The 24,977-nt window shown below is 68.5% G+C and carries 22 protein-coding genes; 2 read left to right on the top strand and 20 right to left on the bottom strand.

From position 1 onward, the window contains the following. Positions 1 to 3: 3 nt before the first annotated feature. Both VT85_RS18885 and VT85_RS18890 read right to left on the bottom strand, forming a co-directional pair. Positions 4 to 585, bottom strand: a complete 582-nt coding sequence (locus tag VT85_RS18885; RefSeq protein WP_197490874.1) for an RNA polymerase sigma factor — start codon at positions 583 to 585, stop codon at positions 4 to 6. Positions 586 to 802: 217 nt separating this feature from the next. Then, positions 803 to 2,575 carry a S26 family signal peptidase gene (locus VT85_RS18890; RefSeq protein ID WP_068418847.1) on the bottom strand — a complete coding sequence of 591 codons (1,773 nt, stop codon included), beginning with the start codon at positions 2,573 to 2,575 and terminating at the stop codon, positions 803 to 805. A 320-nt stretch (positions 2,576 to 2,895) separates the two neighbouring features. Here VT85_RS18890 and VT85_RS18895 point away from each other — a divergent pair, with 320 nt between their 5' ends. Beyond that, positions 2,896 to 3,294, top strand: coding sequence for a VanZ family protein (locus VT85_RS18895; RefSeq protein ID WP_068418850.1), 399 nt, complete (start codon positions 2,896 to 2,898; stop codon positions 3,292 to 3,294). Positions 3,295 to 3,378: 84 nt separating this feature from the next. On the opposite strand, the gene VT85_RS18900 is transcribed toward VT85_RS18895, so the two are convergent. The 16 genes from VT85_RS18900 to proB all read right to left on the bottom strand — a co-directional run bounded on the left by VT85_RS18900 (position 3,379) and on the right by proB (position 21,552). Next, complete coding sequence (locus VT85_RS18900; RefSeq protein WP_082858725.1) at positions 3,379 to 4,989, bottom strand: NADH-quinone oxidoreductase subunit N; 1,611 nt, start codon at positions 4,987 to 4,989, stop codon at positions 3,379 to 3,381. Between the two features lie 40 nt (positions 4,990 to 5,029). After that, entirely contained in the window at positions 5,030 to 6,733 is a 1,704-nt protein-coding gene (locus VT85_RS18905) for a NuoM family protein (RefSeq protein ID WP_068418853.1), read from the bottom strand. A gap of 62 nt (positions 6,734 to 6,795) precedes the next feature. Beyond that, positions 6,796 to 8,820, bottom strand: a complete 2,025-nt coding sequence (gene nuoL / locus VT85_RS18910) for an NADH-quinone oxidoreductase subunit L (protein WP_068418856.1) — start codon at positions 8,818 to 8,820, stop codon at positions 6,796 to 6,798. Positions 8,821 to 8,888: 68 nt separating this feature from the next. Then, the gene (gene nuoK / locus VT85_RS18915; RefSeq protein ID WP_068418859.1) at positions 8,889 to 9,356 is read right to left on the bottom strand and encodes an NADH-quinone oxidoreductase subunit NuoK; all 468 of its coding nucleotides are present in this window, start codon (positions 9,354 to 9,356) and stop codon (positions 8,889 to 8,891) included. 76 nt (positions 9,357 to 9,432) lie between these two features. Then, positions 9,433 to 10,311, bottom strand: coding sequence for an NADH-quinone oxidoreductase subunit J (locus VT85_RS18920; RefSeq protein ID WP_068418863.1), 879 nt, complete (start codon positions 10,309 to 10,311; stop codon positions 9,433 to 9,435). Positions 10,312 to 10,388: 77 nt separating this feature from the next. After that, positions 10,389 to 10,979: a NuoI/complex I 23 kDa subunit family protein gene (locus tag VT85_RS18925; protein WP_068418866.1), complete on the bottom strand. Its 591-nt coding sequence runs from the start codon at positions 10,977 to 10,979 to the stop codon at positions 10,389 to 10,391. A gap of 69 nt (positions 10,980 to 11,048) precedes the next feature. Beyond that, the gene (gene nuoH / locus VT85_RS18930; RefSeq protein ID WP_068418869.1) at positions 11,049 to 12,101 is read right to left on the bottom strand and encodes an NADH-quinone oxidoreductase subunit NuoH; all 1,053 of its coding nucleotides are present in this window, start codon (positions 12,099 to 12,101) and stop codon (positions 11,049 to 11,051) included. A 75-nt stretch (positions 12,102 to 12,176) separates the two neighbouring features. After that, positions 12,177 to 13,922 carry a molybdopterin-dependent oxidoreductase gene (locus VT85_RS18935; RefSeq protein WP_068418870.1) on the bottom strand — a complete coding sequence of 582 codons (1,746 nt, stop codon included), beginning with the start codon at positions 13,920 to 13,922 and terminating at the stop codon, positions 12,177 to 12,179. A gap of 56 nt (positions 13,923 to 13,978) precedes the next feature. Further along, positions 13,979 to 15,382, bottom strand: coding sequence for an NADH-quinone oxidoreductase subunit NuoF (gene nuoF, locus VT85_RS18940; RefSeq protein ID WP_068422304.1), 1,404 nt, complete (start codon positions 15,380 to 15,382; stop codon positions 13,979 to 13,981). A 68-nt stretch (positions 15,383 to 15,450) separates the two neighbouring features. Next, positions 15,451 to 15,990 carry a complex I 24 kDa subunit family protein gene (locus VT85_RS18945; RefSeq protein WP_068418873.1) on the bottom strand — a complete coding sequence of 180 codons (540 nt, stop codon included), beginning with the start codon at positions 15,988 to 15,990 and terminating at the stop codon, positions 15,451 to 15,453. Positions 15,991 to 16,064: 74 nt separating this feature from the next. Continuing rightward, entirely contained in the window at positions 16,065 to 17,285 is a 1,221-nt protein-coding gene (gene nuoD, locus VT85_RS18950; protein WP_068418876.1) for an NADH dehydrogenase (quinone) subunit D, read from the bottom strand. A gap of 72 nt (positions 17,286 to 17,357) precedes the next feature. Then, positions 17,358 to 17,891, bottom strand: coding sequence for an NADH-quinone oxidoreductase subunit C (locus tag VT85_RS18955; RefSeq protein ID WP_068418878.1), 534 nt, complete (start codon positions 17,889 to 17,891; stop codon positions 17,358 to 17,360). After that, positions 17,888 to 18,478, bottom strand: coding sequence for an NADH-quinone oxidoreductase subunit B (locus VT85_RS29310; protein WP_409999951.1), 591 nt, complete (start codon positions 18,476 to 18,478; stop codon positions 17,888 to 17,890). The genes VT85_RS18955 and VT85_RS29310 overlap by 4 nt, the downstream gene beginning before the upstream one ends. Before the next feature lie 98 nt (positions 18,479 to 18,576). Beyond that, entirely contained in the window at positions 18,577 to 19,005 is a 429-nt protein-coding gene (locus VT85_RS18965) for an NADH-quinone oxidoreductase subunit A (protein ID WP_068418884.1), read from the bottom strand. 331 nt (positions 19,006 to 19,336) lie between these two features. After that, the gene (locus VT85_RS18970; RefSeq protein WP_068418888.1) at positions 19,337 to 20,116 is read right to left on the bottom strand and encodes a hypothetical protein; all 780 of its coding nucleotides are present in this window, start codon (positions 20,114 to 20,116) and stop codon (positions 19,337 to 19,339) included. A gap of 248 nt (positions 20,117 to 20,364) precedes the next feature. Beyond that, positions 20,365 to 21,552, bottom strand: coding sequence for a glutamate 5-kinase (gene proB, locus VT85_RS18975; protein WP_068422307.1), 1,188 nt, complete (start codon positions 21,550 to 21,552; stop codon positions 20,365 to 20,367). A gap of 334 nt (positions 21,553 to 21,886) precedes the next feature. Here proB and VT85_RS18980 point away from each other — a divergent pair, with 334 nt between their 5' ends. After that, on the top strand, positions 21,887 to 23,482 hold the full coding sequence (locus tag VT85_RS18980) for an amidophosphoribosyltransferase (RefSeq protein WP_068418894.1): 1,596 nt from the start codon (positions 21,887 to 21,889) through the stop codon (positions 23,480 to 23,482). A 146-nt stretch (positions 23,483 to 23,628) separates the two neighbouring features. Here the strand turns inward: VT85_RS18980 and trmB are convergent, their stop codons facing one another. Together trmB and VT85_RS18990 are read right to left on the bottom strand one after the other, a co-directional pair. Then, complete coding sequence (gene trmB / locus VT85_RS18985) at positions 23,629 to 24,261, bottom strand: tRNA (guanosine(46)-N7)-methyltransferase TrmB (protein WP_068418898.1); 633 nt, start codon at positions 24,259 to 24,261, stop codon at positions 23,629 to 23,631. Positions 24,262 to 24,302: 41 nt separating this feature from the next. Beyond that, a complete protein-coding gene (locus VT85_RS18990) occupies positions 24,303 to 24,800 on the bottom strand; it encodes a 3-hydroxyacyl-ACP dehydratase FabZ family protein (protein ID WP_068418901.1) in 498 nt (165 codons plus the stop codon). Positions 24,801 to 24,977 lie beyond the last annotated feature (177 nt).

Below are 24,977 nucleotides of genomic sequence, written 5' to 3' on the forward strand. Positions count from 1 at the left end.
GCGTCAATCTTCTTTCCCGTCCCGCTTGGCGACCCTGGCCATCTGCTGGAGCTTGGCGAGGGCTGCATGAAGGCGCGATTTCACGGTTCCCACGGGAATCTTGAGGATCTCGGCGATTTCCCGGTACTTCAGGTCTTGGTGGTAGGCGAGGATCAGGGTCTGACGCAGGGTGTCGGGCAGGCGTTCCACGCTCTCTCGCACCCACTCCCGACGTTCCTGAGCCTGGAGATCGGCCAGCGGCCCGGAATCGTCGTTGACGAGCATGTCCAGCAGCGAACCGGCGTCGGACTCCCCCTGCGAGGCGGCCAGGCGCTGGTCCAGGCTCACGGTCGGATGCCTCCCCGCCTTCCGGAGCGCGTCGACGGCCTGATGCGTGGCGATCGCATAAAGCCAGGGTCGAAACGGGCGTCCGTCCTCGTACAACCCACGCTTGAGGTGGATCTGGAGGAACGTGTTCTGGAACACGTCCTCCGCCATCGACGGGTCGCCCATGTATCGCGCCAGGTAGCGGTAAAGCTCCCGCTCGTAGCGATGGACCAATTCGTTGTAGACGTCCTCGTCACCGGTTTCGCGATACCGGCGCATCAGTTCCTCGTCCGTTTGATGGGCGAGGCCTTCCGCCGAATCCGTGCCGATGACCTTGACCATAGTTACGCACCGTCGCGACCTAAGGTTCAAACTGAGTTCCAAGAGCATCCCCGAGGGGCGTGGATCGGCTCGCTGAATGATCGGTCGTCGAGTCGCGACCGTCAACCTGCGGCCGTGCCCGCATCGACGCCGCCGCTCGATTCCGGCGGCCCCGTCAGTATATCCAGCGGACGGCCTCCACGTTAGGTCTCGCCGGCAGGACCAGGTCCGGACCCCACCGAAATCGCGGCCAGACGGGCCGCATGTGGGCCCAGTAGACGCCGAACGCGCGACCGATCACCAGCGCCCGGGGAACTTCCCAGCTCTCCCGGCCCGAGTCGTCCCAGCCCCGGTCGGGCGCCGTGGGGGTCGTCTGGTCGACCCGCGTCCAGGCCCGGCCGTCGCGACTCCACGAGCTGTTATCCCCCAGCATCATGTAACGGCCCGCCTCGATCGGATAATCACGGGGCGTCCGCCATCGAAGGCCGCCGTACCGAGACGGGTCGGCGAGCAGCGCGAAGAGGTCGCGAGGGGGTCGGCCCCGGTAGTCGAGCAGGTCGTCCGAATCGGGGTCGCCGGGGGACTGCGTGTAGTACACGTCGCGCTTGAGGACAAGCCCGCCGACCGCGACCTCGGCTCCGCTCACGGCGATCCGGGCCGGTTCCAGATCGTCCACGGTCGGGGTCAGGTACGCATCGCCCTCGCCCGATCCGTACGCCAGGCCGTCGCCGAAGGGACGGACGCCGTCCACCCAGAGGGTCAGCCGATCGTCGATGTTGGCGAAGGTCAGATCAAAGGACCCCCGCTCCTTCACGGCGGTCGGCCGAGATTCCCCCAGGGGGTCGTCGCCGTGGAAGATGCGGGCCTCTCCCGTCGCCAGGTCGATCTCGCAGCGATTCGACACGCCCGCTTCGATCAGCTCGATCCGGACCCGGCCCGAAGGCCCGGCCACGTCGAGCCGGAGCGAAAGCGCCAGATCGCCGACCCAGTGGGGCTGGAACCAGGGACGCGTGACGAAACGGACTTGCGGCAGGTTCTGGGGGGCGAGGTCGGTGTTGAACGAGCTAAAATCGGTGATCAAGGTCGGCTGAGGGGGATCGTCCGGCTCGCGGCCCGCCGCGAGCGCCTCCCACTGTTCCGGCGAGGGGACGACGTGCCGATAGCGAAGCTCGTCCCATCCTTCGTCGGACGCGGCCCGATAGATCCCCGGCGTCGACTCCTCCCATCCCCCCAGGGACGTCCAGCGTCGCCACCGAGGGTCGGAGGCCAGACGGCGCGGCCGATAGGTGTCGTCGTGGACGGGGATGTTGACCTGGAGCGACTCCTCGGGAGGCCGGCGCAGGATTTCGAAAGCCTCGCCGTCGTCGATGTCGCTCCGCCACAGATTCCCCTGCTTGATCCGCAGGACTTCCCCGGGCATGCCGACGAGCCGTTTGATGTAGCGGACGGTCGGGTCTTCCGGGAGCTTGAAAACCGTCACGTCCCATCGCTTCGGCTCCACGCGGCCAAGGCCCGGAACGAGCGGGATCGCGACGTCGGATTTCACCGTGTAAATGCGGTCGCCGGCGAAGCTGGGCCGGTCATCGATCCGCGCCGAGAACCGACAGTTTTCACAGACGCCCCAGGTCACCCGGAGTCCGGTCCGTCCCCCCGCACCGACGGCCTCGACCTCGCAGTCGGCGTTGACGCGATAGGTCCAGCCGCACTCGGGGCACTCGACCTCCTTGTGGCGGCCCAGCAGGGTCGGGGCCATTGAGCCGGTGGGGATCACGAAGCCTTCCGCTTCGAGGCTCCAGACGAGGAAGCCGACGACGACCACGACGAGCGACTCGATCGACTCCCGCCGGTTCCGTCGGGTCTCCCGACGGGCCGCTTCCTCGTCGTCGCCCTCGGCCGGGCCCTGTGATGGCGACGCACGCCAGGACGTCGCGGTGGTGGATCGCGCCATGGAAGTCCTTCGCCGAAATCTCGTCAAGATTAGGGAGCCGTCTCGATGAAGATACCAGGCGACGCCGACGATCGGTATGCGGGATGGGCGCGTGGGAGCACCTCCCGCCCGCGGGCCGTCAACCCATCGGCCCTGGGCCGCGGCTCACGCCCGGAGATCTCCCCTCTAGTCGAGACATCGGATCGGGCGATCGGCAGCAGAAGAAACCGAAAGCGATTGGATAGAATGGATGACGCCGGGGGAGACGCGATCGCGACTCTCCGGGACGACGCCGACGCCGTTCGGCGCGTGCGAGCGAGTGATTCCCACGAGGACGGATTATGCGACATTGGCTCTATGCGGCGATCGGCTGGACCCTGCTCATCTTCGTCCTCTGCTGGATGCCGCGCACGATCGTCGACCAGGCGGGCGGGGAAGGCGGCTTCATGATCCCGAATCTGGACAAGGTCGCCCACTCCGGCCTGTTCGCCGGCTTCGCCTTCCTCTGGCTGAAGGCCGCCCCGGTCCGAAAGCGTCTCGCCCTCGTGGTACTCGCCGGCCTGGCGATCGCCGTCATCACCGAGTTGGGGCAGCTCATGCCCGTGGTGAACCGTGAAGCCGACATCGACGACGGCCTGTTCGATTTGCTCGGGATCGCCCTGGGCTCGATCGCCTACTTCGGGGTCTTCGGGAGAGAGCGGGTCGAAGAAGCCGTCGTGGCGCAAGCCAAGGGGGCCTGATCAGGCCCCCTTGGTGCGAGAAAACGTTCGGAGAGCGTTGGGGCGTGCCGGTTCGACCCTCATGGGTCGCGCACGTCCCCTGAGTCAGTCGCGGGCCGCTCCCGTCGGAGACGCTTCGGTGCGGGCCCCCACCACGACGGCGGGGGCGTCGTGGTTCTCCGGGATGGGTCGGACGTTGGCCGCGACGGCCGCCGCGCGGCAGGCGCGGGAGATCGGGGTGGAATAGATCCCCGACACGAGGCAGAGAGAGGCGCACGCGCCGGTCGCCAGCGCCACCGGCCAGCCCCCCACGGCCTGCACGGACTCCGAGGGGGTCTTGAAGTACATCAGGACGATGATCCGCAGGTAGTAGAAAGCCCCCACAGCGGCGTTGAGCACGCCGATGATGGCCAGCAGCTGGAGCGACCAGGCCTCGTCTCCCGAGGCGGCCGAGAAGACCGACGCGAAGATCTGGAGCTTGCCGAAGAAGCCGACGAGGGGCGGGATGCCGCTGAGGCTCAGGAGACAGAGCGTCATCCCAAGCGCCACGATCGGCTGGCTCCAGCCCAGGCCCGACAGGTCGCCGATCGTCGTGACCGGCCGGCCGTCCGGCTTGCGGAGCGCCAGGATCACGCCGAACGCCCCCAGGGTCATGAAGGCGTAAGCCGCCAGGTAGAACAGCACCGCCTCCACGCCGAAGTAGAACGACGAGCCGTGCGAGCCCCCCGCGAAGGCGGCCGTCACCCCGACCATGAGATAGCCCGCATGCGCGATCGAGGAGTAAGCGAACAGCCGCTTGAGGTCGGCCTGGAGCAAGGCGACCGAATTGCCCAGGGTCATCGTGGCGACCGCGATGATCCAGCAGAGCAAGACCGTCTTGTGGACGAGCGGGTCGTCCAGCCCCTTGAACGCCAACACGGACGTCAGCGCCCGGATCATCGCCACGAAGCCGACGACCTTCGGCACCCACGACAGCAGGGCGGCGATCACCACCGGCGACGCCTGATACACGTCCGGGGCGTAGAAGTGGAGCGGCACCGCTGCCACGCGGAAGCAAAGCCCCGCCATCAGGAAGAGCACCGCCAGCAATCCCAGCGAAAGCTGCGGGACGTACGGCAAGGCCGTCAGGACCGAGAGGGCCTTGAGGTTCGTCGTCCCCGCGAGGCCGTAGAGGAAGGTCAACCCGTACAGCAGCAGGGCCGACGAGAAGATGCTCAGAAAGAAGTACTTGGTGACCGCCTCCTGCGTGGACGCCGTCCGCCGCGAGAGGTAGAGCAGCAGATAGGTCGGGATGCTGACCAGCTCCAGCCCCACGAAGAGCAGGATCATGTCGTTCGACGCGGCGACGAGCATCGTCCCGGCCTGGATCATCAGGAACGAGCCGAAGAACTCCGCGGCGCGGTCGTCGGGAGGCTCGCGATGCGCCAGGCCGAGCAGCACGAGCCCGGTCAGGATCACGAACAGCCGCACGTAGAACGACAGCGCGTCATTCAACGCCGCGCCGATGTAGACGTCGGGGTGGACGTCCCGCGAGGCCAGCAGTGCGAGCAGGCTCGCGACCAGCCCGACGGCCGACAGGCCGCACCATCCCCGGCGAGGGACGCGGACGAACGGAGCCGCCGTCATCATGACGATCGCCACCGCCAGCAGGAGGATCTCGGGCGACAGGACCAGGAGCGTCTCCTGGACCGTCCGATAGGCGAGCTGAAGGGTCATCTCCGGCTTTCCGTTTAAGCGTTTACGTCGGGTGTCTGTATCAGCGCGATTCGGGGGTCCGCATCGAGACGGCCGCCTCGATCCGGGCGGCGGCGTTCGGGGCGGGGTCGGCGGGAACGGTCTCGGCGACCGCCTCCGCCTCCGCCTTCTTGGCCTGCTCCGCGTTCATGATCTGGACGATGTCGGCGGCCGCCGGTCGGATCCTCGCGAAGAACGGCTCGGGGACGAGGCCGATGTAGAGGATCATGGCCGCCAGGGGCGCGAGCGACGCGATCTCGTACCACCCCAGCGGCCGGACTTCCGCATGGCCGTGGCCGTGGCCGTGGCCGTCCCCCTCGCCTTCACCGTGAGCGACCGGCTCCACCAGCGGGCCGAAGACCACGCGGCGGAGCAGCAGGAGCAGGTAGAAGGCGCCGAGGATCATGCCGAGCGTCGCCAGCGAGGCCGCCTTCCAGCTGTAGGCGAACATGCCGACCAGGATCGGGAACTCGCCGACGAAGCCGTTCAGCCCGGGGAGGGCGGCGGCCCCCATCGACGAGAAGATGAAGAAGAAGGCCAGGAGCGGGAACCGGTGCCAGATCCCGCCGATCGCGTTCATCTCGCGGGTGTGGTATCGGTCGTAGAGGATGCCGACGCAGGCGAAGAGCGCCCCGGTCGTCAGGCCGTGGTTCACCATCTGGATGATCGACCCGTTGAGCCCGGTGTCGTTCATGGCCAGCATGCCCAGGACGATGAAGCCCATGTGGCTGACCGAGCTGTAGGCCACCAGACGCTTCATGTCGGTCTGCGCCAACGCGGCGAGCGCCCCGTAGATGATCCCCACCACGCAGAGCGTCGCCAGCAGCGGGAAGAGGGCCGCCGCCCCCAGCGGCGTCATCCCCAGGTTGAAGCGGATCAGGCCGTAGCTCCCCACCTTGAGCAGCACGCCGGCGAGCACGATCGAGCCGGCCGTCGGCGCCTCGACGTGCGCCAGCGGCAGCCAGGTGTGGAACGGGAAGAGCGGGACCTTGACCGCGAAGCCCGCGAACAGGAGCAGGAAGATGAGCACCTGCGGGCTGGTCCAGGAATCGACCTGATACCAGGCCGGCCAGGGCAAGCTCGCCAGCCCCCGGGTCAGTTCGGGGATCGAGAAGGTCAGCTGATGGTCCGGCGAATACTGCATGTGGACGACCACCAGCGCGATCACCCCGAGCAGCGTGAGCAGGCTCCCCGCCAGCGTGTACAGGAAGAAGTAGACCGAGGCCCGCTGCCGCTCCGGGCCGCCCCAGAGGCCGATCAGGAAGAACAGCGGGATCAGGGTGAACTCGAAGAAGATGTAGAAGAGGACCACGTCCAGGGCCGCGAACAGCCCCAGCAGGCCCGTCTCCAGCGCCAGCAGGAACGCGTAGTAGAGCGGCGCCCGGTCCGAGATCGACTCCCAGGACGACAGGACCGCCGTGATCATCAGCAGGCCGGTGAGCACGAACAGCCAGATCGACAGGCCGTCCAGCCCCAGCGCGAAGCGGACGTCCGGGCGGTCGAGCCAGCTCAGGCCGTACGGCCCCGCGTCCGGCCCGTAGGCGAACTGGGGGGTCGTGACGGCGGGCTCGAAGCCCGCCAGCAGGACGAGGCACGCGGCGAGCGACGCCAGGCTGAAACCCAGCGCGATTCGACGCGACGCCCCCTTGTCCAGGCCGGGCGTCAGCACCAGCACCAGCGCGCCGATCAAGGGGAGGAAAACGGTGACCGCCAACAGTGTCGCCATCGAAACCATCCTCGGAAGCCTTCGCCGCTCGGCCGTCGCCCTCGCGGGTCGGTCGTGAGTCCTCAGGAAAAGAGCAGCACCAGGAGCAGAACCGCGACGCTGAGCGCCGACGCCGCCGCATAGAACTGGATGAGGCCGTTTTGATACTTCGACAGCACGTCCTTCGCGGCCAGCCGGGGGACTTGCGCGACCCCCTCGACCAGCCGGTCGACCAGTCGGACGTCCAGGACGCGGCACACCGCCGCCAAACCCTGGACGAACTTCATCACGGTCGCGTGATAGATCTCGTCGACGTAGAACTTGTCCAGCGAGGCGCGATACAGCGGCTTGATCGACGCCGCGATCCGCGACGGCACCGGGCTCGGAGCCGCGTAGAGGCGATACGCCAGGGCGATGCCCGCGAGCGCGGCGATCGTGCTGATGAGGGCCGTCCCCCAGCTGAACGCGTGCTCGCCTTCGGGCAGGCCTTCGAAACCGAGCGTGTGGTGCAGATGCCCTTCGAACCAGCCCGTCGGCCCGAAGGCCACGCCGACCAGGACGGCGCACCCGGCCAGGATCATGAGCGGGATCGTCATGATCGGCGCCGACTCCTCGCCGACGTGGTGTCCGCCGTGCCCGTGGGCGTCGTCATGGCCGTGGCCGTGCCCGTGGGCCGCGTGGTCGTCGACCGGCGGGGCCTCGGGATCGTCCGGGCTCGGGAGCTTCTCGGGCCCCCAGAAGGTCATGAAGAAGGCGCGGAAGGTGTAGAAGGCGGTCAGGAAGGCGGTCAGGATCGCCAGCCAGTAGATGACCTTGTACACCCAGCCGAAGGTCAGATGCAGGTGTTCGGCCGCGTGGGGGGCGGATTCCAGGGCGAGCAGGATCTCGTCCTTGCTCCAGAATCCGGCCATGGGGAAGACGCCCGCGAGCGCCAGGCCGCCGATCGCGAAGGTGCCGCAGGTGTACGGCAGGCGATGGCGAAGGCCCCGGAACCGCCTCATGTCGATCACGTCGCCCATCGCGTGCATGACGCTCCCCGACGCGAGGAACAGGAGCGCCTTGAAGAACGCGTGGGTGAACAGGTGGAACATCGCCGCGACCATCGCCAGCCGCGCCACCGAGCCCACCCCCGAACCGAGGGCCATGAACATGTACCCCAGCTGGCTGACCGTCGAGTAGGCCATCACCCGCTTCAGGTCGTTCTGGGTCAAGGCGATCAGCGCGGCCAGCAGGGCCGTCGCGCAGCCGACGATCGCGATCGTCAACTGGACTTCCGGCGCCAGGGCGATGAGCGGCGTCGAGCGGGCGATGAGGTAGACGCCCGCCGTGACCATCGTCGCGGCGTGGATCAGGGCCGAGACCGGGGTCGGGCCTTCCATCGCGTCCGGCAGCCAGACGTAGAGCGGGAGCTGGGCGCTCTTCGCGGTCGCGGCCCAGAACAGCAGGAGCGGGATCCCGATCCTCGCGGCGTCCGAGAAGCCGTTCAGCGTCCCCTCGGCCAGCACGTTCTGGTAGCTGAGGTCGTGGTTCGGGACGATCGTCCAGAGCCAGAAGATCGCCAGCGCGAAACCGACGTCTCCCACGCGGTTGATCATGAACGCCTTCAGCGCCGCGGCGGCGGCCGAGGGCTTCGTGTACCAGAACCCGATCAGGAGGTAGCTGCAGACGCCCACGCCTTCCCAGAAGGCGTAGGTCAGCAGGTAGTTGTTCGACAGGACCAGGCCCGTCATCGAGAAGACGAACAGCCCGATCAGGGTGAAGAACCGGGGGTAGGCCGGATCGCCGTGCATGTAGCCCGACGCGAACACGATCACCAGCGTCGAGACGAACGTGACCATCGACAGCATCAGGGTGGTCAGCCCGTCGACCCGGAACTCCAGCGGGACGACGAGCGAACCGGCCGTGATCCACTTGGAGACCAGCACGGTGGTTTCCGGACCGGCCGAGGCCCACGCCCCCAGCGAGACCAGGAACGCCAGCGCGACGCCGATCGCGACCGGGATCGCCGCGTCGAACCGGAACCGACGCGCGCCGAGCCCCGCGATCAGCCCGCCGAGCAGCGGAAAGAAGGGTATCAGCCAGACGTTTTGCACGAAGAAACCCGACACGTCGCCGCTCCTCTTTGTTTCGACTCGCCAGTCTCGCAATCGTCGATGGACGCCCCCGGCGTCCGGCCTCAGCGACGGCGCTCGGTCCAGGGTTGGATCGGATGGGCCGGCTCGATGCCGGCCGGGGTGAGCTGGGGATACGACTCGACGCCCGCCGTCCCGTCCACCGGCGCGGCCTCGGCGGCCTGGTCGGCCAGGTCGGTCGTGTCCACGCCGGGCTCGCGGACGTCCTGCCAGAGCGTCACGTCCAGCGACGACCGCCGGTTGAACAGCACGACCACCAGCGCCATCGCGATCGAGGCCTCGCAGGCCGCGATGGTCAGGATCACGATCGTGAAGACCTGGCCGCTCCAGTTGCCGTGGTAGCGGCCGAAGGCGACCAGCGAGAGCGCCACCCCCTGGAGCATCATCTCGGCCGACAGGAACATGACGATGAGATTGCGACGGGCGATGAACCCCAGCATCCCCAGCGCGAAGAGCGCCGCGCCCACCAGCAGGTAGTTCCTCAGCAGCTCGATCGTGAACGGGTCGGTCATGGCTTCTTCCAGCGGGTTCCAGGAAAAGGTGCGTCGCGGGGGCGTCGGCGATCGATCGATCGGGTCCGGTTCCGGGTCAGGCCTCGACGTTCGGAGGCGCGCCCGGCGCGGCGTCGGCTCGCTTCGGGTTGGCGATCAGCACGGCCGCGATCAGGGCGGCGAACAGGATCGACCCGGCGAGCTCCACCGTCAGCAGGTGGTCCGTGTAGAGCGCCTCGCCCAGGCCGGCGACGTTCGGCTTCGGCTTCGAGAGGTCGCCGTCGGCGTGGAGAGCCGAGGTCGGCCTCAGCGTCCGCTCGAGCGCCTTGCGGGCCTCGTTCGTCTCGGCGAGTTGGTAGAACGCCGCGATCTCGCGACCGCGGACCAGTCGGGATTCGGGCGTCGGCGCGTCGCCCGCGACGGGGGGGCCGTTCGGCGTCCCCTGGATGCTCGCCAGGCAGTAGGCCAGCGACCACAGCAGGAGGAAGCTGGTGAACACGGCCCGGCCCGGAGACCGCGCCGCGCGGTCGTAGACGGCCCGGCCTTCGGTCTGGGCCAGCATGATGACGAACAGGAACGTCACGATGATGGCCCCGGCGTAGACGATGACCGAGCCGGCGGCCAGGAACTGCGCGTCGGCCAGGAGGAACAGGCCGGCGACCGAGACGACGACGGCCGCGAACCAGAGGGCGCTGTAGACCGGGTTGCGGCTGGTCACGGTCATCACGCCGCAGCCCAGCGCGCCGCCGGCGAAGACGTAGAAGAACGACCCGGCGACCAGGTCGGCCAGCGGCGAGAGCGCCGGCGGCGAGAGCAGGGCGAGGAAGCCCAGGAGCCCCAGGCCGGCGAAGGTCGCGCCCAGGATGTAGATCGTCCGAGCCTTGGCCTCGCCCCGGCGGTGCGGGAGCAGGAGGTAGGTCCCGGTCGCCCCGAGGAGGATGCCGATCGTCGCGAGGATCAAGGAGCCGGTCGTCATGGGACTTCGTCGCCTGGTCGTTTAAAGGGTCGGGCGGGGTGTCTCTCGGCCCCCTGGAATGCGTCGGCCTCGATGGATCAACTTATGGGGGATTCGAGGGCCTGGGTCGCGGCCGACGAGTCGGCCGGCGGCGGCGGCGTCGTGAATCGCATCGGCTCGGCGTCGCGGGTCACGTCGAAGACCGAAAGGAGCTTCGTCTTGTCGAAGATCATCTCCTCGCGGGAAAGCCCGGTGAGGTCGTACAGCCCAGTCAGCTCGATGGCGTCGACGGGGCAGGCTTCCTCGCACATCCCGCAGTAGATGCACCTCAGCTCGTCGATGACGAAGCTCTCGGGGTACTTCTCGCGGTCGGGCCAGGACTCCGGGGCCGTCGACCCCACGATGTCGATGCAGTGCGCCGGGCAGGCCGTGGCGCAGAGCATGCAGGCGACGCACTTGGGCCGCCCTTCCTCGTCCTTGTTGAGGCGGTGCACGCCCCGGTAGACCGGGCTCGGGACGTGCTGGACCTCGGGGTACTGCACGGTGATCGCCGTGTCCTGGAAGGCGACGCCGAAGATATGCTTGGCCGTGACGGCGAGGCCGGCGGCCACCTGGGGGAGGTAGAACCGGTCCCCCAGCGTCATCTTCGGCGGCTCGATCTTCTTGAGTTTCGGGTCGTCGACTCGCACGTTCCTAGGGCTCCTTGCGGTCCCGCCGCGGCGGGGCGTGGAATTCAACTCGGCGAGCGCCGGGGCCGCTCAGTTCCAGTACGTCCGGACCAGTTGCACGACGCCGGCGGTGGCCACCAGATTGATGAGCGCCAGCGGGATCATCGACTTCCACGCCAGGTCCATCAGCTGGTCGTACCGGAACCGGGGGAGCGTCCAGCGGATCCACATGATGAACAGGATGACCAGGAACACCTTGCCGGTGATGATCCCGACCTTGAGCACCGTGCTGAGCAGGCTGTTCGACTCCGGCGTCAGGCCGAGGAACGGGAGGTGCCAGCCGCCCCAGAACATGATCACGGTGATGAAGCTGATCGTGATGATGTGCAGGTACTCGCCGAGGAAGAACATGCCGAACTTCATCGCCGAGTACTCGGTGTGGAAGCCTCCCACCAGTTCCTGCTCGGACTCGGGAAGGTCGAACGGCAGGCGGTTGGTCTCGGCGAAGGCGCTCGTGAAGAACAGGATGAAGCCCAGCGGCTGGACGAACACGCCCCAGACGTTGTTGCTCTGCCAGGCGATGATCTGGTTCATGTCGAGCGAGCCGGCAATGAGCAGCATCCCCAGGATCGACATCCCCAGCGGGATCTCGTAGCTGATCAGCTGGGCGCTCGACCGCATGCCGCCGATGAACGCGTACTTGTTGTTCGACGCCCAGCCGGCGAGGATCACGCCGTAGACCGCCAGGCTGCCGACCGCCAGTACGTAGAGCAGGCCCATGTCGACGTTGGGGGCGATCTGGAAGTCGATGATCTGGCCCGGGCCGACGGGGCCGAACGGCACGACGGCGAAGCCGATCATCGCCGTCACGATCGCGATCCACGGGGCCAGGATGTAGAGGGGTTTGGTCACGTACTTCGGGACCACGTCCTCCTTGAGCAGCATCTTGGCGCCGTCGGCCAGGGGCTGGAGCAGGGCGGCCGGCAGCCCGAACTGGCTGCCGCAGCGGTTGGGCCCGATCCGGTCCTGCGCGTACGCGGCGACCTTCCGCTCGACGAGGATCAGGTACGCGACCGTCCCCTGAGTCACCCCGACAATCACGAGGATCTTGATGAGGATCCCGATCAACACCCAAATCGTCATAAATTCACCCTTGCCGCATCGTCCCGGAGCCGTCCGACCCGATCAACTTCCGCCCGACCTTCGCCCGACCTCGACTCAACGCGACTTGGCCGCGCCCATCGGCGCGTACCAGGCGTCCACGAACGGCGGCGGCCCGTCCTCGCGGGGGGCCGACGGATCCAGCGGCGCCCCGTACTCGGGGAGCGCCCCCCCCTTCGCCGCGGCGAACGTCGGGGCCGTCTCGGCCAGCTCGGCCAGCACGTCGCCCGACCTCGCAGGCCCGCCCGGGCGGTCGAGCAGGATCGCGAACAGGTCGAGATCCGGCAGCGAGCCGTCGCGGGGCGGGAGCGACGCCTCGGCGTACTGGATCCGGCCGTCCGCATTCACATAGCTGCCGGCCTTCTCGGCGTAGGTGCCGCCGGCGAGGACCACGTCGGCCTTGTGGGCCAGGGCGCTGATGCGGGAGTCCTGGACCACGACGAACCCCACCTTGTCGCGGACGGCCGAGGCGGTCGCCTCGTCGATCCACTCCTCGGGCGAGCCCGACGCGACGTAGAGCGCCCCCACCTCGCCGGCCTCGACCTTCTTGAGGATGTCGTCGTACTCGACGACCGAGCCCTGGACGTGCTCCAAAACCGCCCGAACGCCCCGGACGTTGGGGGCCTTCTCGGCGTGGATGGTGAACGGCCGGGGGACCAGGAAGGTGGTGTCGCCCGAGCGTCCCTCGGTCTTTCCGGGGGTGAAGGTCTGGTCCTCGCCGCGGATCGTCACCGGGCCGACGGCCAGGACGGCGTCGGCGGCGACCCCCTTCAGGTACCGGGCCATCAGGTACGCTTCCTCGACGGTCAGGAAGGGGGAGAGGACGCCGGCGATCCGGCGGCCGTCGACGACGGCCTGCTTGAGCCCCCGATCCACGAGCTTGACCGCCTCGTCGATCGCCACGGCGACGTGGTCGCCGCCCTTGAGGGCGTAGTTCGCCTCGAGCAGGTCTTCGGGGGCGGCGTCGTTCTTGTAGCCGTAGCGGCCCTCGTCGCAGATCCAGTAGTCGTTGACGTGGGGATTGTTCCGGGGCTTGACCCGCCAGACCTTCCCCTTGTTCTCCTCGACGCTGATGTTGCAGCCGGTCGAGCAGCGGGTGCAGACGGAGTCGTGCTTGGAGAGGAACCAGACGCGCTGCTTGTGGAGGAAGTCCTTGTCGAGCAGGGCGCCGACCGGGCAGAGGTCGACGACGTTGCCGGCCAGCGGGTTGTCGTCGAGCGTGACGCCGGGGAAGGTGGCGATCTCGGCGTGGCTCCCCCGGCGGGTGACCTGCAGCTCGGCCGTCTGGGTGATCTCGCGGGTGAACCGGACGCAGCGGGTGCACATGATGCACCGGTCCTGGTTGAGCTGGATCAGGTCCGAGACGTCCTTGCGGGGGTTGACGATCCGCTCCTCGAGGAAGCGGTGGGTGGACTGGCCGTGGTGGTAGCTGTAGTCCTGAAGCCCGCACTCGCCGGCCTGGTCGCAGACCGGGCAGTCGAGCGGATGGTTCAGGAGGAGCATCTCCATGATCATCCGCTGGTGCTCCTGCACCTTCGGGCTGTCGGTGACGAGGACCGTCCCGTCCTTGGCCGGCGTCTGGCAGCCGGGGACGAGCTTGGGCATCATCTTGACCTCGCCGGTCTTCGGGTCCTTGGCCCCGACCTCGACCTCGCACATGCGGCAGTTGGCCACGACCGACAGGGAGGGGTGCCAGCAGTAGTAGGGGATCTCGACGCCGACCCGCTTGGCCATCTGGATGGCGTTGAGCTTCTCCCCCTCGGGGATCGGGTATTCGGCGCCGTTGATGAGGATCGTGGCCATCGTTCGTTCCGGTCCAAGGGGCTTGTATGGGGAAGGCTCGTCGCGGTCCGTCGTCCTCAGGCGGTCGGCCGTCCCGGCGAGTGGAGGGCGGCGGCCGGCGGGGGGGCGGCGATCGCGTTCCCGACCTGGACGAGGTCGACGCGGCGGCCGGCGGCGATGTCGAGCTGCAGCGGGGTCGGCCCGGCGCCCGGGGTCTGGTGGGTCCGGATGTACTCTTCCAGCTCCCCGCGGAACTTGCCCAGGGCGTTCTTGATCGGCCAGGCGGCGCCGTCGGCCAGGCCGCAGATGGTGGTGCCGGGGATGATCCCCAGGTTGTTCGCCAGGTGGAGCATCACGTCCAGGTCCTCGACCCGGCCGCCGCCGTTCTTGATGCGGTGGATCGTCTTGCTCATCCAGGCCGTCCCCTCGCGGCAGGGGGTGCACTGGCCGCAGCTCTCGTGCGCGAAGAACCGGGCGGTGTTGATCAGGTAGTCGATGATCGGCGTGTGGTCGTCGATCACCGTGACGGCCGCCGTCCCCAGGCCCAGGCAGCCGGGCTTGCGGAGGCTCTCGAAGTCGAGCGGGGTGTCCAGCTCGTCGGCCGAGAGGAGGCCCATGCTGATGCCGCCGGGGACCGCCGCCTTGGCCTTCCTCCCCTTCCAGACGCCGCCGGCGTGGTCGTCGATCAGCTCGCGGCAGGTGACGCCCAGCGGCAGCTCGACGCAGACCTGCTTCTCGACGTGGCCCGACACCGTGTAGAGCTTCGGGCCGTAGCTCTTGGGGGTGCCGATCGACTTGAACCACGACGCCCCCCGCTCGACGATGTGGGGGACGCAGCAGAGGGTCTCGATGTTGTTGACGACCGTCGGCTTGCGGAAGGCGCCCTCGATGGCCGGGAACGGGGGCTTGATCCGGGGCCAGCCCCGCTTCCCCTCCAGGCTCTCGATCAGGCCCGTCTCCTCACCGCAGATGTAGGCCCCGGCGCCCCGATGGACCCAGACGTCCAGGTCGAAGCCGCTGCCGTAGACGTTCTTCCCGAGGTGGCCGGCGGCCCGCGCCTCGGCGATCGCCTCCTCGATGATCCGGGTCGCCTCGATGTACTCGAACCGGAGGTAGACGTAGGCCGTCGACGCCCGGGTGGCGAAGCAGGAGATCAGGATCCCCTCCAGGAACATGTGCGGGTCGCGTTCCAGGAGGTAGCGGTTGTTGAACGTCGCCGGCTCGCTCTCGTCGCCGTTGACGCACATCAGGGTCTCCTTCCGATCCTTCGGAAGGAACGTCCACTTGAGCCCGCACGGGAAGCCCGCGCCGCCGCGACCGCGCAGCTCCGAGTCCTTGACGAGGTTGACGACGGCGTCGGGGTCCATCGTCGTCAGCGCCTTGCGCGCGGCCTGGTATCCGCCGCGCGACTCGTAGACCTTGAGCGAGCGGGCGTCGGGCACGTTCCAGTTGCGGCTGAGGACGGGTTCAAACGTGGCCACGGGCTTGGGATCTCCTGGGGCGTCGGCGATCGATTCGGGGCGTCCGGGGGCGTCGGACCGGTCTCCGGTCACGCACGGGGCGGTTCGTCGCGCCGCCCCTTCTTCAACTCGTCGAGCATCGCGTCGACCCCCGCCTCGTCGAGCGGGCCGTAGACCCGGCCGTCGTCCGCCAGGGCCGCGGGGGCGTGGTCGCAGATCCCCAGGCATTCGGCGAACTCGACGGTGAGCTTGCCGTCGGGGGTGGTCTCGCCGGGGTGGATCCCCAGCCGCTCGCAGGCGTGGCCCAGCAGCTCGTCGCCCCCTCGAAGCATGCACGAGAGCGAACGGCAGACCCAGACCCGGACGTCGCCGATCGGCGCCTGCGGGAAGAAGCCGTAGAAGCTCATCGTGTCGTGGACTTCGGCCGGCGCGATCTCCAGCAGCTCGGCGATCTCGGTCATCGCCTGCAAGGGGACGCAACGCAGGTGTTCATGCACCAGGTGCAGCGCCGGCAGGGTCACGGCCCGCTTGCTCGGGTAGCGCGGGAAGAGGGAACGGATCTTCTCCCGGAGCGGCTCCGTGAGGAGCGCGATCCGCTGCGGCGGGCGGGGCGGGGCTTCGGCTGCCATCGGACGGGGTTCCTTGCGTTCGGCGGGGTTCGCCGGGTTCGATCTTGCTCCATTCCCACGCGGCGCCGGCCCGCTCAGCGGTCGAGCTCGGCGGCGATGATGCTCAGGCTCCCCAGCACGGCCACCACGTCGGCGAGCATGTGGTTCTTGATGATGTGCGGGAAGACCGAGAAATGGATGAACGAGGGGGGACGGGTGCGGGCCCGCCAGGCGAACTCCGTCCCGTCGGCCACCAGGTAGTATCCCAGCTCGCCGTTGGGGCCTTCGACGGCCGCGTAGACCTCTTCCACCGGCGTCTCGAACCCACGGTTGGGCATCACCAGCTCGAAGTGCTGGATCAGCCCTTCCATGCTGTTGTAGGTCGTCGCCTTGTCCGGCAGGTTGAGCTTGTCGGCGATCGGCAGGTTGACCGGCCCCGACGGGAGCTTGGCCATCGCCTGCTCGATGATCCGGACGCTCTGCTGCATCTCCTCCATGCGGACCATGAACCGGGCCCAGCAGTCCCCTTCCTCGCAGTACGGGACCTCGAAGTCGAAGTCCGGATACGCCAGGTACGGGGCGTCCTTGCGGAGGTCGCAGTGGACGCCGCTGGCCCGGGCGATCGGGCCGGAGCAGGAGTAGGCGATCGCGTCGGCCTTGCTGAGCGTCCCCACCCCCCGCATCCGGTCCAGGAAGATCCGGTTGCGGAACAGGAGCTTCCTCATGTCCGAGAAGACCTTCGGGAAGGAGTGCAGCACCTTCCGGACGCGGTCGAGGACGCGATCGTTGAAGTCGTACAGGACGCCGCCGACGCGGGTGTAGCCGGGATGGAACCGGTAGCCCGACATCTCCTCGTACACGTCGTAGATCTGCTCGCGGAGGTTGAACGCGAACAGGAACGCCGTGAACGCCCCCAGGTCGAGCGCCGCGGCCCCGGTGCAGAGGAGGTGGTCGGAGATCCGCGCCAGCTCGCCGATGATCACCCGGATGTACTGGCAGCGCGGGGTCAGCTCGAGGCCCAGCAGGGTCTCGACCGCGTGGTGCCAGGCCACCTCGTTCATCGGCGGGCTGATGTAGTTCTTGCGGTCGACGATCGTGACGTACTGGTTGTAGTTCAGGTGCTCGCCGAGCTTCTCGAAGCCCGAGTGCAGGTAGCCGATGTCGGGGGTCGCCTTGACGATCCGCTCACCCTCGAGCTCCAGGATCAGCCGCAGCGTCGTGTGCGTGGCCGGGTGCTGGGGGCCGAAGTTCAAAGTCCAGGTCGCCTGCCTGGCCTCGGATTCCAGTTCGGGCTCGTCGAGCAAGTGGACCGGCATGACGTCTCTCTCAGGCCTCGCTTGGGGGAAAGTCGTCGATTCGATGCGGACCGGCGACGGGGGCCGTCGGCCTCAGGACTCTTCCCGGGTCAGCCGGGGGAAGTTGTGGCGCTCGCCTCGGCCTCGCAGGGGGTAGTCCTTGCGGAGCGGGTAAGCCGCGAATTCGTCGGGCATGAGGATCCGCCGAAGGTCGGGGTGGCCTTCGAATCGGATGCCGTACATGTCGAAGACCTCGCGCTCCAGCCAGTCGGCCCCTTTCCAGAGGGGAAAGGCCGAAGGGAGCGTGGGATCGGGGTCGTCGACCCCCGCCTTGACGACCACGAAGCCGCCGGCGTCGAGGTTGCGAAGGACGTAGTGGACCTCGAAACGGCTGCCGACGCGGCCGGGGTAGCCGAGATAGTCGGCCCCTCCCAGCTCGGACAGGTAGTTGCAGCCGCAACGATCCTTGAGGGCGGTCAACACCTCGATCAGCCGCTCCTTGGCGACGAAGATCCGGATGTTGTCGCGGAACCGGGAGACGCAGAACGCTTCCTCGCCGAGGTGGGCGGAGAGGGTCGCCAGGATCGTCTCGCTCGCGCCGGCGGGGGCGGCTTCGACGGTGCTCATCGGGTCTCCTCCAGGCCGAGCTGCGACGGCCCGCCGGGGAGTCGGTAACCGAAGCGGTCCTCGTCGCCGCGCTCGGCGGCGATGCCGGCGCCGGGCTCGGCCTCGCGCTGGGCCAGGATGTAACGCTCGCGGGCGCGAAGCTCGGGAAGGCCCTCGTTGCCGAAGGTCGTCCCCCCCTTCTGCACCTTCCCCTGGATGTCCATCAGGGCCCGGAGGATCTGCTCGGGGCGCGGGGGACAGCCGGGGATGTAGACGTCGACCGGGATGAAGCGGTCGACCCCCTGGACCACGGCGTAGGTGTCGAAGATCCCGCCGGTGCTGGCGCAGGCGCCCATGCTGATGCACCACTTGGGCTCGGGCATCTGGAGCCAGATCCGCTGCAGGACGGGCATCATCTTCATGGCCACGCGGCCGGCGACGATCATCAGGTCGCACTGGCGGGGGCTGAACCGCATGACCTCGGCCCCGAATCGGGCGATGTCGAATCGGCTGGCGCCGACGGCCATCAGCTCGATGCCGCAGCAGGCGGTGGCGAACGGCATCGGCCAGAGGCTGTACTTGCGGCACCAGCTCACGACCGAGTCCATCGTCGTCAGGAAGACGTTCTCCGGGACCTCGGGCTCGCCGGCGGGCGTCACGATCAGGTCGGAGCCGGCCCGCGGGCCGCCGGCCGTCGTCGACGGATTCATCGCCATTCGAAGACCCCCTTCTTCCACGCGTAGGCGAAGGCCGCCGTCAGGATCGCCACGAACACCATGATCTCGCAGAACACCAGGGCCCGGAACAGCGGTGGCACCCCGGCCGCGACCGTCGTCCCCGCCACCGCGGCGGCGGACGCCGCCAGGGCCGGCTCGGCGCTCCACTGGGCGACGGCCCAGGGGTACAGATACAGCAGCTCGACGTCGAACAGCAGGAACGCGATCGCGACGAGATAGAAGCGGACGTCGAATCGCTGGCGGGCGTCGCCGATCGGGTCCATGCCCGATTCGTACGGCATCTGCTTGACCCGCGTCTCCTTGCGAGGCCCCAGCAACGCGCTGAGCACCAGCATGCTCAACCCAGTGCCGACGGCGATCGCCAGGAACAGGAAGATCGGCGTGAAGTCGGTGCTCATCGTCTCTGGAAGGACCCCCGCACGATGGATCGTCGGGTCGACCTTGTGAAGGGTTTCACAAAGTCCCCGCCGAAAAAAGACGCGCTTCGCGTCGGAATCGGCCGTCCCCGATCGGGACGTCGCCGTTATCGCATCCCGGATCCGCATCCAACGTCCGACAGGCAGGGCTGTCGTGTACGACGATGGAGCTCGGGATGCGATCCGCACGGACCGCGTCTTGATGTCTCGGACCCAATTGTAAGGTCCGTTTCGCTACCGTCAACGCTCTAGAGATTTCCGGGGCGGCCCGACGGGCCTTCGCCGGGCTCGTCGCGAGCTCTCCGGGACGGGTTCAGGGGGTCAGGGGCGGGGCCGGCGGGACCGTCGCGTCGTCCGATCGCAGGGCCCGATCGAGGACCTCGGAGGGGGCGGGGCCGGTCGTCGCGGGGGGGGCGGGGGCGGCGGGCCGATTGGACCGTCGGGACCGGGGGGAATCGGGCGGGCGTGGGGATTCCTCGCCCGGGAGCGCCGGCGCGGGGGCGGGGGCTTCGGCCCGACCTCGCACCGGATCGAGCGGCGGCGCGACGGGCAGCCCATCGTCGACGGCGGTTCGGCCCCGCCGCCCCCCGCGGGCGTTCGGGTCGTCGGAAAGTCCGCGAGCGGAACGATTCTGGGCCTGGGTGTACTCCTTGAAGAGGGCCGCGCGCTTGCGCGGGTCCTTCTCGCGGAGATAGCGGAAATAGACGTCGCTGACTTCGTTGCGACGGTTCTCGAAGCGGGCGTCGGCCTTGGAGTTGGGCTTGTACAAACGGTTGTAGTCGCGGTCGTAGGCCCGGTTCGCCCGATCGTAGCGGTTGCCCCGCTCATCGAGCCCTTCCAGAAAGTTCTGGAACTGGTTGGCGTTGCGCACGCCGGCGCGGTTGAGGGTGGCGTTGCCGCCGGCGTCGTAGGCCCCGGGCGCGACCCCGAAGACGTAGGGGTCGTACTGGGAGTTGTAGGGCCGGAACGGGTCGGGCCCGAATCCCTGGCCGGAGGCGTTCCCGGGGAGGGCCGAAAGGAGCAGCAGCGCGGCCGGCGCGAGGAGCGTCGGGAGATGCCGGCGGACGAGTTCGTACAGTCGTGTCGAGATCATGACGGGCCTCACCACCGATCGGTTCGCCGGGGACGGGCTGGGTCGAATCGACGCGTCCCTTGGATTGTACGCGTCGCCGACTCCTGCGAGAAGCCGTCGTGCGCGACGGCTTCTCGCGCGGAAGCCGATCCCGACTCGCCCTGAACATCGGCCGCTCTCCCCGTCGGGGTGTACGGCTCTTTCGCGAATGCGGCGCCGGGAGGCCCGGTCCGGCCGGTCGTTCCGCCGGGGAGGGTCGCTCGATCGGGTCAGAGGATCAGCAGCAGGTTGTCGCGGTGGACGACTTCGTCATAGATCGACGGGCCGAGCAAGGCCCGAGCCTCGAGCGAGTGTCGGCCCTGGACGGCGCGGGCGTCCTTGGCGTCGTAGTTCGAGAGGCCGCGGGCGAACTCGCAGCCTTCCGGGTCGCAGACCGCGACCACGTCCCCCTTCTCGAACTCGCCGACGACCTCGACGACGCCGATCGCCAGCAGGCTTCGCATCCCGGTCTCCAGCGCCTTGCGGGCGCCGGCGTCGACGACGATCCGGCCTCGGGGCCGCGCCGTCAGGCCGATCCAGCGCTTGCGGGCGGGGTGGTTGCTGCCGTGCGCGAGGAACAGCGTGCCGACCTCCTCGCCGGCCAGGATTCGGGTCAGGGGCTCGGGGCGGGTCCCGGACGCGATGACGACCGAGCCGCCGGCCTGGGTGACGAGCCTGGCGGACGCCAGCTTGCTCTGCATCCCGCCGGTCCCCAGGGCGCTGCGGCCCCCGCAGGCGAGGGCCATGACCTCGTCGCCGATCTGGGGGACGCACGAGACGACCTCGGCCGGGCCCGGCTTGGCGGGATCGGTCAGGTAAAGGCCGTCGACCACGCTCAGGATGACGAGGAGCTGGGCCTGGATCAGGTTGGCGACCATCGCGGCGAGGCGGTCGTTGTCGCCGAACTTGATCTCGTCCACGCTGATCGTGTCGTTCTCGTTGATGATCGGGACCGCGTTCCATTCGAAGAGGGCGTGGAGCGTGTTCCGCATGTTCAGATAGCGCGCCCGGCCGTCGAAGTCCTCGTGCGTGAGGAGGACCTGGGCGGCGTTGCGCCCCCGCCGACGCATCCCCTCGTCGTAGCAACGCATGAGGTAGGACTGGCCGATGGCGGCGGCGGCCTGGAGCTGGCGGAGGTTGTCCGGCCTCCCCTTGAGCCCCAGCCGGCCGATCCCCGCGCCGACGGCTCCCGAGCTGACCAGGGCGACCTTCCGTCCGGTGTCGAGGATCTTGCAGATCTGCTCGGCCAGGTGGTCGATCCGGTCCAGGTCGAGGCGCCCGTCTCGCCCCGCCAGGACGCTCGTCCCCACCTTGACCACCCAGGTCTGGGCCGACAGGACCACCTCGTCGCGCACCAGGTCGCGGACCGGCGGCGTGCTCGGCGTCGGGGACGGGATCGCGGCGGCTTCGTCGACCATGCGCGTGGTCCAGGGCCGGGACGGCCGCCCGGCGTCGGTCTTCGTCTTCAAGGGTAGGCTCTCATTCCGCACCGTCGACGGTGCGTCCTGGCAACGGGACCGCGGCTTCGATCGACAGGCTGGGAGGAGTCGTCCGTTTCCCCTCGTCGTGCCGCCTGAATTCCCAACGACCCTGTTGGTGAAGGTTGTCGGAAGCCGCCGTCACTATTATAATCACGGGTCGGCGGCGGCCTAGATGAAACCGGGCCCGCGTCTCCTCCTCGGACGTCGTCTCTCCACCACTACAACTCGACGGTCCCGCCCTCCGGGGGCCGAATCAGGGATCCCACCTCATATGGGTGAGCTTCACCATGAGTGCGGCGTTGCGGCGGTGTTTCATGCTCCGGGAGCGGCCGCCTCGCCGCTGTGCCCCATTCCCGGCGACGTCAACAGCGTCGCCCGGCTGGTGCCGAGGATGCTCCTGGACATGCAGAACCGCGGCCAGCTCGCCGCCGGAATGGCCAGCTTCCGGCCCGACCGGAACGCCCTGATCCGGGTCCACAAGGAACTGGGTACGGTGGCCGAGGCCTTCCGCCTCAATCACAAGTCCGAATTCGAATCGATCATGACCGGCGTCGACGGCCCGATCGCCATCGGCCACGTCCGCTACGCCACCTGCGGCGGCGACGACCGGTACAACGCCCAGCCGTTCGAGCGCGACCACGGCCGCCGGACCAAGTGGTTCGCCTTCGCCTTCAACGGCCAGCTCGCCAACTACAAGACGCTGAAGGAAGAGCTGCTCTCCAAGGGGGACTACCACCTCAAGCGGGACACCGACACCGAAATCATCATGCACGCCCTGGCCTACGAGCTGCAGAACGAGGACGTCGACCCCGACTGGGTCGGCATCTTCCGGAGGCTCTCGGAATGGTTCGACGGGGCGTACAACATCGTCCTGATCACCGCCCACGGCGAGCTGGTCGTCGCCCGCGACCCGCTGGGGTTCCGCCCCCTCTGCATCGCCGAGAACGGCCCCCTGTTCGCCGTCGCCAGCGAGAGTTCCCCGCTGGCCAACCTGGGATTTCAGAAGATCCACTCGCTGGAGCCCGGCACGATCGCCATCGCCAACGCGTCCGGCCTCCGGATCGAGCGCTACGCCCCCTCGCCCCGCCAGGCGCACTGCTTCTTCGAGTGGATCTACTTCGCCAACGTCGCCAGCACGCTCGACGACCGCTCGGTCTACCTCAGCCGGGCCGGCCTGGGCAAGGAGATGGCGCGGCTGGAGACGGTTCCGCTCGACGAGGGGACCATCGTGGTCCCGGTCCCCGACACCGCCAAGGCCGCGGCCGACGCGATGGCCTTCGCTCTGGGGCTCCCCTCGGTCGAGGGCCTGATGCGCAACCGCTACGTCGGCCGGACGTTCATCGAGGGGACGGCCGACCGCGCCGCCAAGGCCCGCCTCAAGTACACCCCCCTGCCCGAGGTCCTCGCCGGCAAGCGGGTCCTGCTGGTCGAGGACAGCATCGTCCGCTCCACGACGATGCGGGCCCTGGTCCACGAGATCCGCGACCGCGGCCGCGCCCGCGAAATCCACCTCCGCGTCGCCTGCCCGCCGATCATCGCGCCGTGTTATTACGGCATCGACATGTCCACGCGGAACGAGCTGTTCGCCACCAAGTACGCCGAGTTCGACGGCGAACGCTACATCGTCTCCGAGGAGGCGCAGGCCGAGATGGCCCGCGAACTCGGGGCCGACAGCCTCCGCTATCTCCCCGTCGACTCGATCGCCCGCTCGGTCAGCCTGGCCCCGGACCGCCTCTGCCGCGCCTGCATCACCGGCGATTATCCCACCGAGACTGGCCGCGACCTCTACCAGATCGAATGCAACCCGGACGCCGCCGGCGCCTCCGCCCGCAAGCGGGCCTACGAGACGGCCGTCGCGACCTCCTGACGACGCGGATCATCCCGCGAACCCGAACAGCGAGCGAGGCCCCGGGATTTCCCGGGGCCTTCGCGTTTCGCCGTCGCGCCGGCGTCGCGACGCTCGGGTGCCACGAATTCGTCCCCGAACCCGTGTCCGTCCGAAGCCTTTTGGTATCACGCCAGGCGGTAGCTCGACCGATAGACCGGCCGCCCCTCGATGCGATACTTGCGCTCGAAGTTGGTGAGGTAGTCGCTGTCGCTCTCGGGCTCGCCGAGCGGCGGGGGGTCGATCTCCACGAACCGGGCGTCGCCCGCCACCAGTTCGCGGATCACGCCGAAGTACTCCTCCACGTCGGTCGCGACGTGCAGCTCGCCCTGGGGCCGGAGGGCCCTGGCGATCGAGCCGAGGAGAGTCTCGTTGAAGACCCGGCGCTTCTTGTGCCGCTTCTTCCACCAGGGGTCCGGGAAGTAGACGTGGACCTCGCTCAGGCTCGCGGCGAGGGTCCGCCGCGCCATCAGGGCGCCGGCGTCTCCGGGCCACATGCGGACGTTGGTCAGGCCCGCCTTCACGACCCGCTCGGCGGCGAGCCGGGCGTACTTCTTGGCGATCTCGATCCCGAAGAAGCCGTGGTCGGGGCGCTTCGACGCCGCGTTCGCCAGGAAGAGTCCCTTCCCCGAGCCGATCTCCAGCACGACGGGGCGGTCGTCGCCGAAGAGTTCGGCCCAGCGCAACGGCTCGTCGCCGGGGAAGCCCTGGGGGTCGAGGAGCACGGAAGAGACGTCGAGATCGGCGCGAGGGCGTGTCATGAGGGGCAATCTTCGGCGACGGGAGGGACGGGCGGGGGCGGTCAGCTCGCGGAGTCTTGCTGCGACATGTTGACTCCGATCATCCGGCCGTGGAAGACCATGTTGCCCCCCACGAAACCCTGGACGTCGAAGATGGTCTGGCGGCGGTGCAGGCGGGTCGCCTTGCCGATGAGGAGCAGGCGGTCTCCAGGCCGCACCTGCCCTCGAAATCGGACGTCTTCCATCCCGCCGAAGCCGACGAAACCTTCCTTGATCAGGTGGGTGCTCACGCAATAGCAGCTCGCGAGCTGCGCAGCAGCCTCGCACATCAGCACGCCGGGGAGGAGCGGATAGCCGGGCATGTGGCCGCGGACCCAGAACTCGTCGGGCAGGACGTCTTTATAGCCGACGATCAGCTTTTCCGCCTCGTCGATGAGCACGATCGCCGTGAGCTGCTCCATCTCGAACCGCTGGGGGTTGACCTCGCGTAGTTGGTCCCTGTCGAGCAGGACCTTCGCGGTGTCGATCGATTCAGGGTCGAGCAGGGGCGCGGGAGGCATTACGCGGGTTTCCTTTCTCTAGCTCTACGCAACGTCGACCCGAGGCGAGCAAAACCGACGCGAGGCCGGGATCGCCGGGCGCATCGGCCCTCTGCGGGTCGGTCGAAGGCCCCTCCAGCCCCATTCGGCGTGGTCGGCAAAAAGCAAAGCGATGGTCGGGAGCCATTTCGCTGCTAT

It is taken from the genome of Planctomyces sp. SH-PL62 (assembly GCF_001610895.1).
In the GTDB taxonomy this organism is placed as follows: Bacteria; Planctomycetota; Planctomycetia; order Isosphaerales; family Isosphaeraceae; genus Paludisphaera.

What these genes read in the sequence shown, in the direction of transcription:
- trmB (WP_068418898.1), bottom strand. Translation starts at nt 24,261, where the DNA reads ATGACACGCCCTCGCGCCGATCTCGACGTCTCTTCCGTGCTCCTCGAC.
- VT85_RS18990 (WP_068418901.1), bottom strand. Translation starts at nt 24,800, where the DNA reads ATGCCTCCCGCGCCCCTGCTCGACCCTGAATCGATCGACACCGCGAAG.
- nuoD (WP_068418876.1), bottom strand. Translation starts at nt 17,285, where the DNA reads ATGCCGGTCCACTTGCTCGACGAGCCCGAACTGGAATCCGAGGCCAGG.
- VT85_RS18905 (WP_068418853.1), bottom strand. Translation starts at nt 6,733, where the DNA reads ATGGCGACACTGTTGGCGGTCACCGTTTTCCTCCCCTTGATCGGCGCG.
- VT85_RS18935 (WP_068418870.1), bottom strand. Translation starts at nt 13,922, where the DNA reads ATGGCCACGATCCTCATCAACGGCGCCGAATACCCGATCCCCGAGGGG.
- VT85_RS18900 (WP_082858725.1), bottom strand. Translation starts at nt 4,989, where the DNA reads ATGACCCTTCAGCTCGCCTATCGGACGGTCCAGGAGACGCTCCTGGTC.
- VT85_RS18955 (WP_068418878.1), bottom strand. Translation starts at nt 17,891, where the DNA reads ATGAGCACCGTCGAAGCCGCCCCCGCCGGCGCGAGCGAGACGATCCTG.
- VT85_RS18980 (WP_068418894.1), top strand. Translation starts at nt 21,887, where the DNA reads ATGGGTGAGCTTCACCATGAGTGCGGCGTTGCGGCGGTGTTTCATGCT.
- nuoH (WP_068418869.1), bottom strand. Translation starts at nt 12,101, where the DNA reads ATGACGATTTGGGTGTTGATCGGGATCCTCATCAAGATCCTCGTGATT.
- VT85_RS18920 (WP_068418863.1), bottom strand. Translation starts at nt 10,311, where the DNA reads ATGACGACCGGCTCCTTGATCCTCGCGACGATCGGCATCCTCCTCGGG.
- VT85_RS29310 (WP_409999951.1), bottom strand. Translation starts at nt 18,478, where the DNA reads ATGGACTCGGTCGTGAGCTGGTGCCGCAAGTACAGCCTCTGGCCGATG.
- VT85_RS18890 (WP_068418847.1), bottom strand. Translation starts at nt 2,575, where the DNA reads ATGGCGCGATCCACCACCGCGACGTCCTGGCGTGCGTCGCCATCACAG.
- VT85_RS18945 (WP_068418873.1), bottom strand. Translation starts at nt 15,990, where the DNA reads ATGGCAGCCGAAGCCCCGCCCCGCCCGCCGCAGCGGATCGCGCTCCTC.
- VT85_RS18885 (WP_197490874.1), bottom strand. Translation starts at nt 585, where the DNA reads ATGCGCCGGTATCGCGAAACCGGTGACGAGGACGTCTACAACGAATTG.
- VT85_RS18965 (WP_068418884.1), bottom strand. Translation starts at nt 19,005, where the DNA reads ATGAGCACCGACTTCACGCCGATCTTCCTGTTCCTGGCGATCGCCGTC.
- nuoK (WP_068418859.1), bottom strand. Translation starts at nt 9,356, where the DNA reads ATGACCGACCCGTTCACGATCGAGCTGCTGAGGAACTACCTGCTGGTG.
- VT85_RS18970 (WP_068418888.1), bottom strand. Translation starts at nt 20,116, where the DNA reads ATGATCTCGACACGACTGTACGAACTCGTCCGCCGGCATCTCCCGACG.
- proB (WP_068422307.1), bottom strand. Translation starts at nt 21,552, where the DNA reads ATGGTCGACGAAGCCGCCGCGATCCCGTCCCCGACGCCGAGCACGCCG.
- VT85_RS18895 (WP_068418850.1), top strand. Translation starts at nt 2,896, where the DNA reads ATGCGACATTGGCTCTATGCGGCGATCGGCTGGACCCTGCTCATCTTC.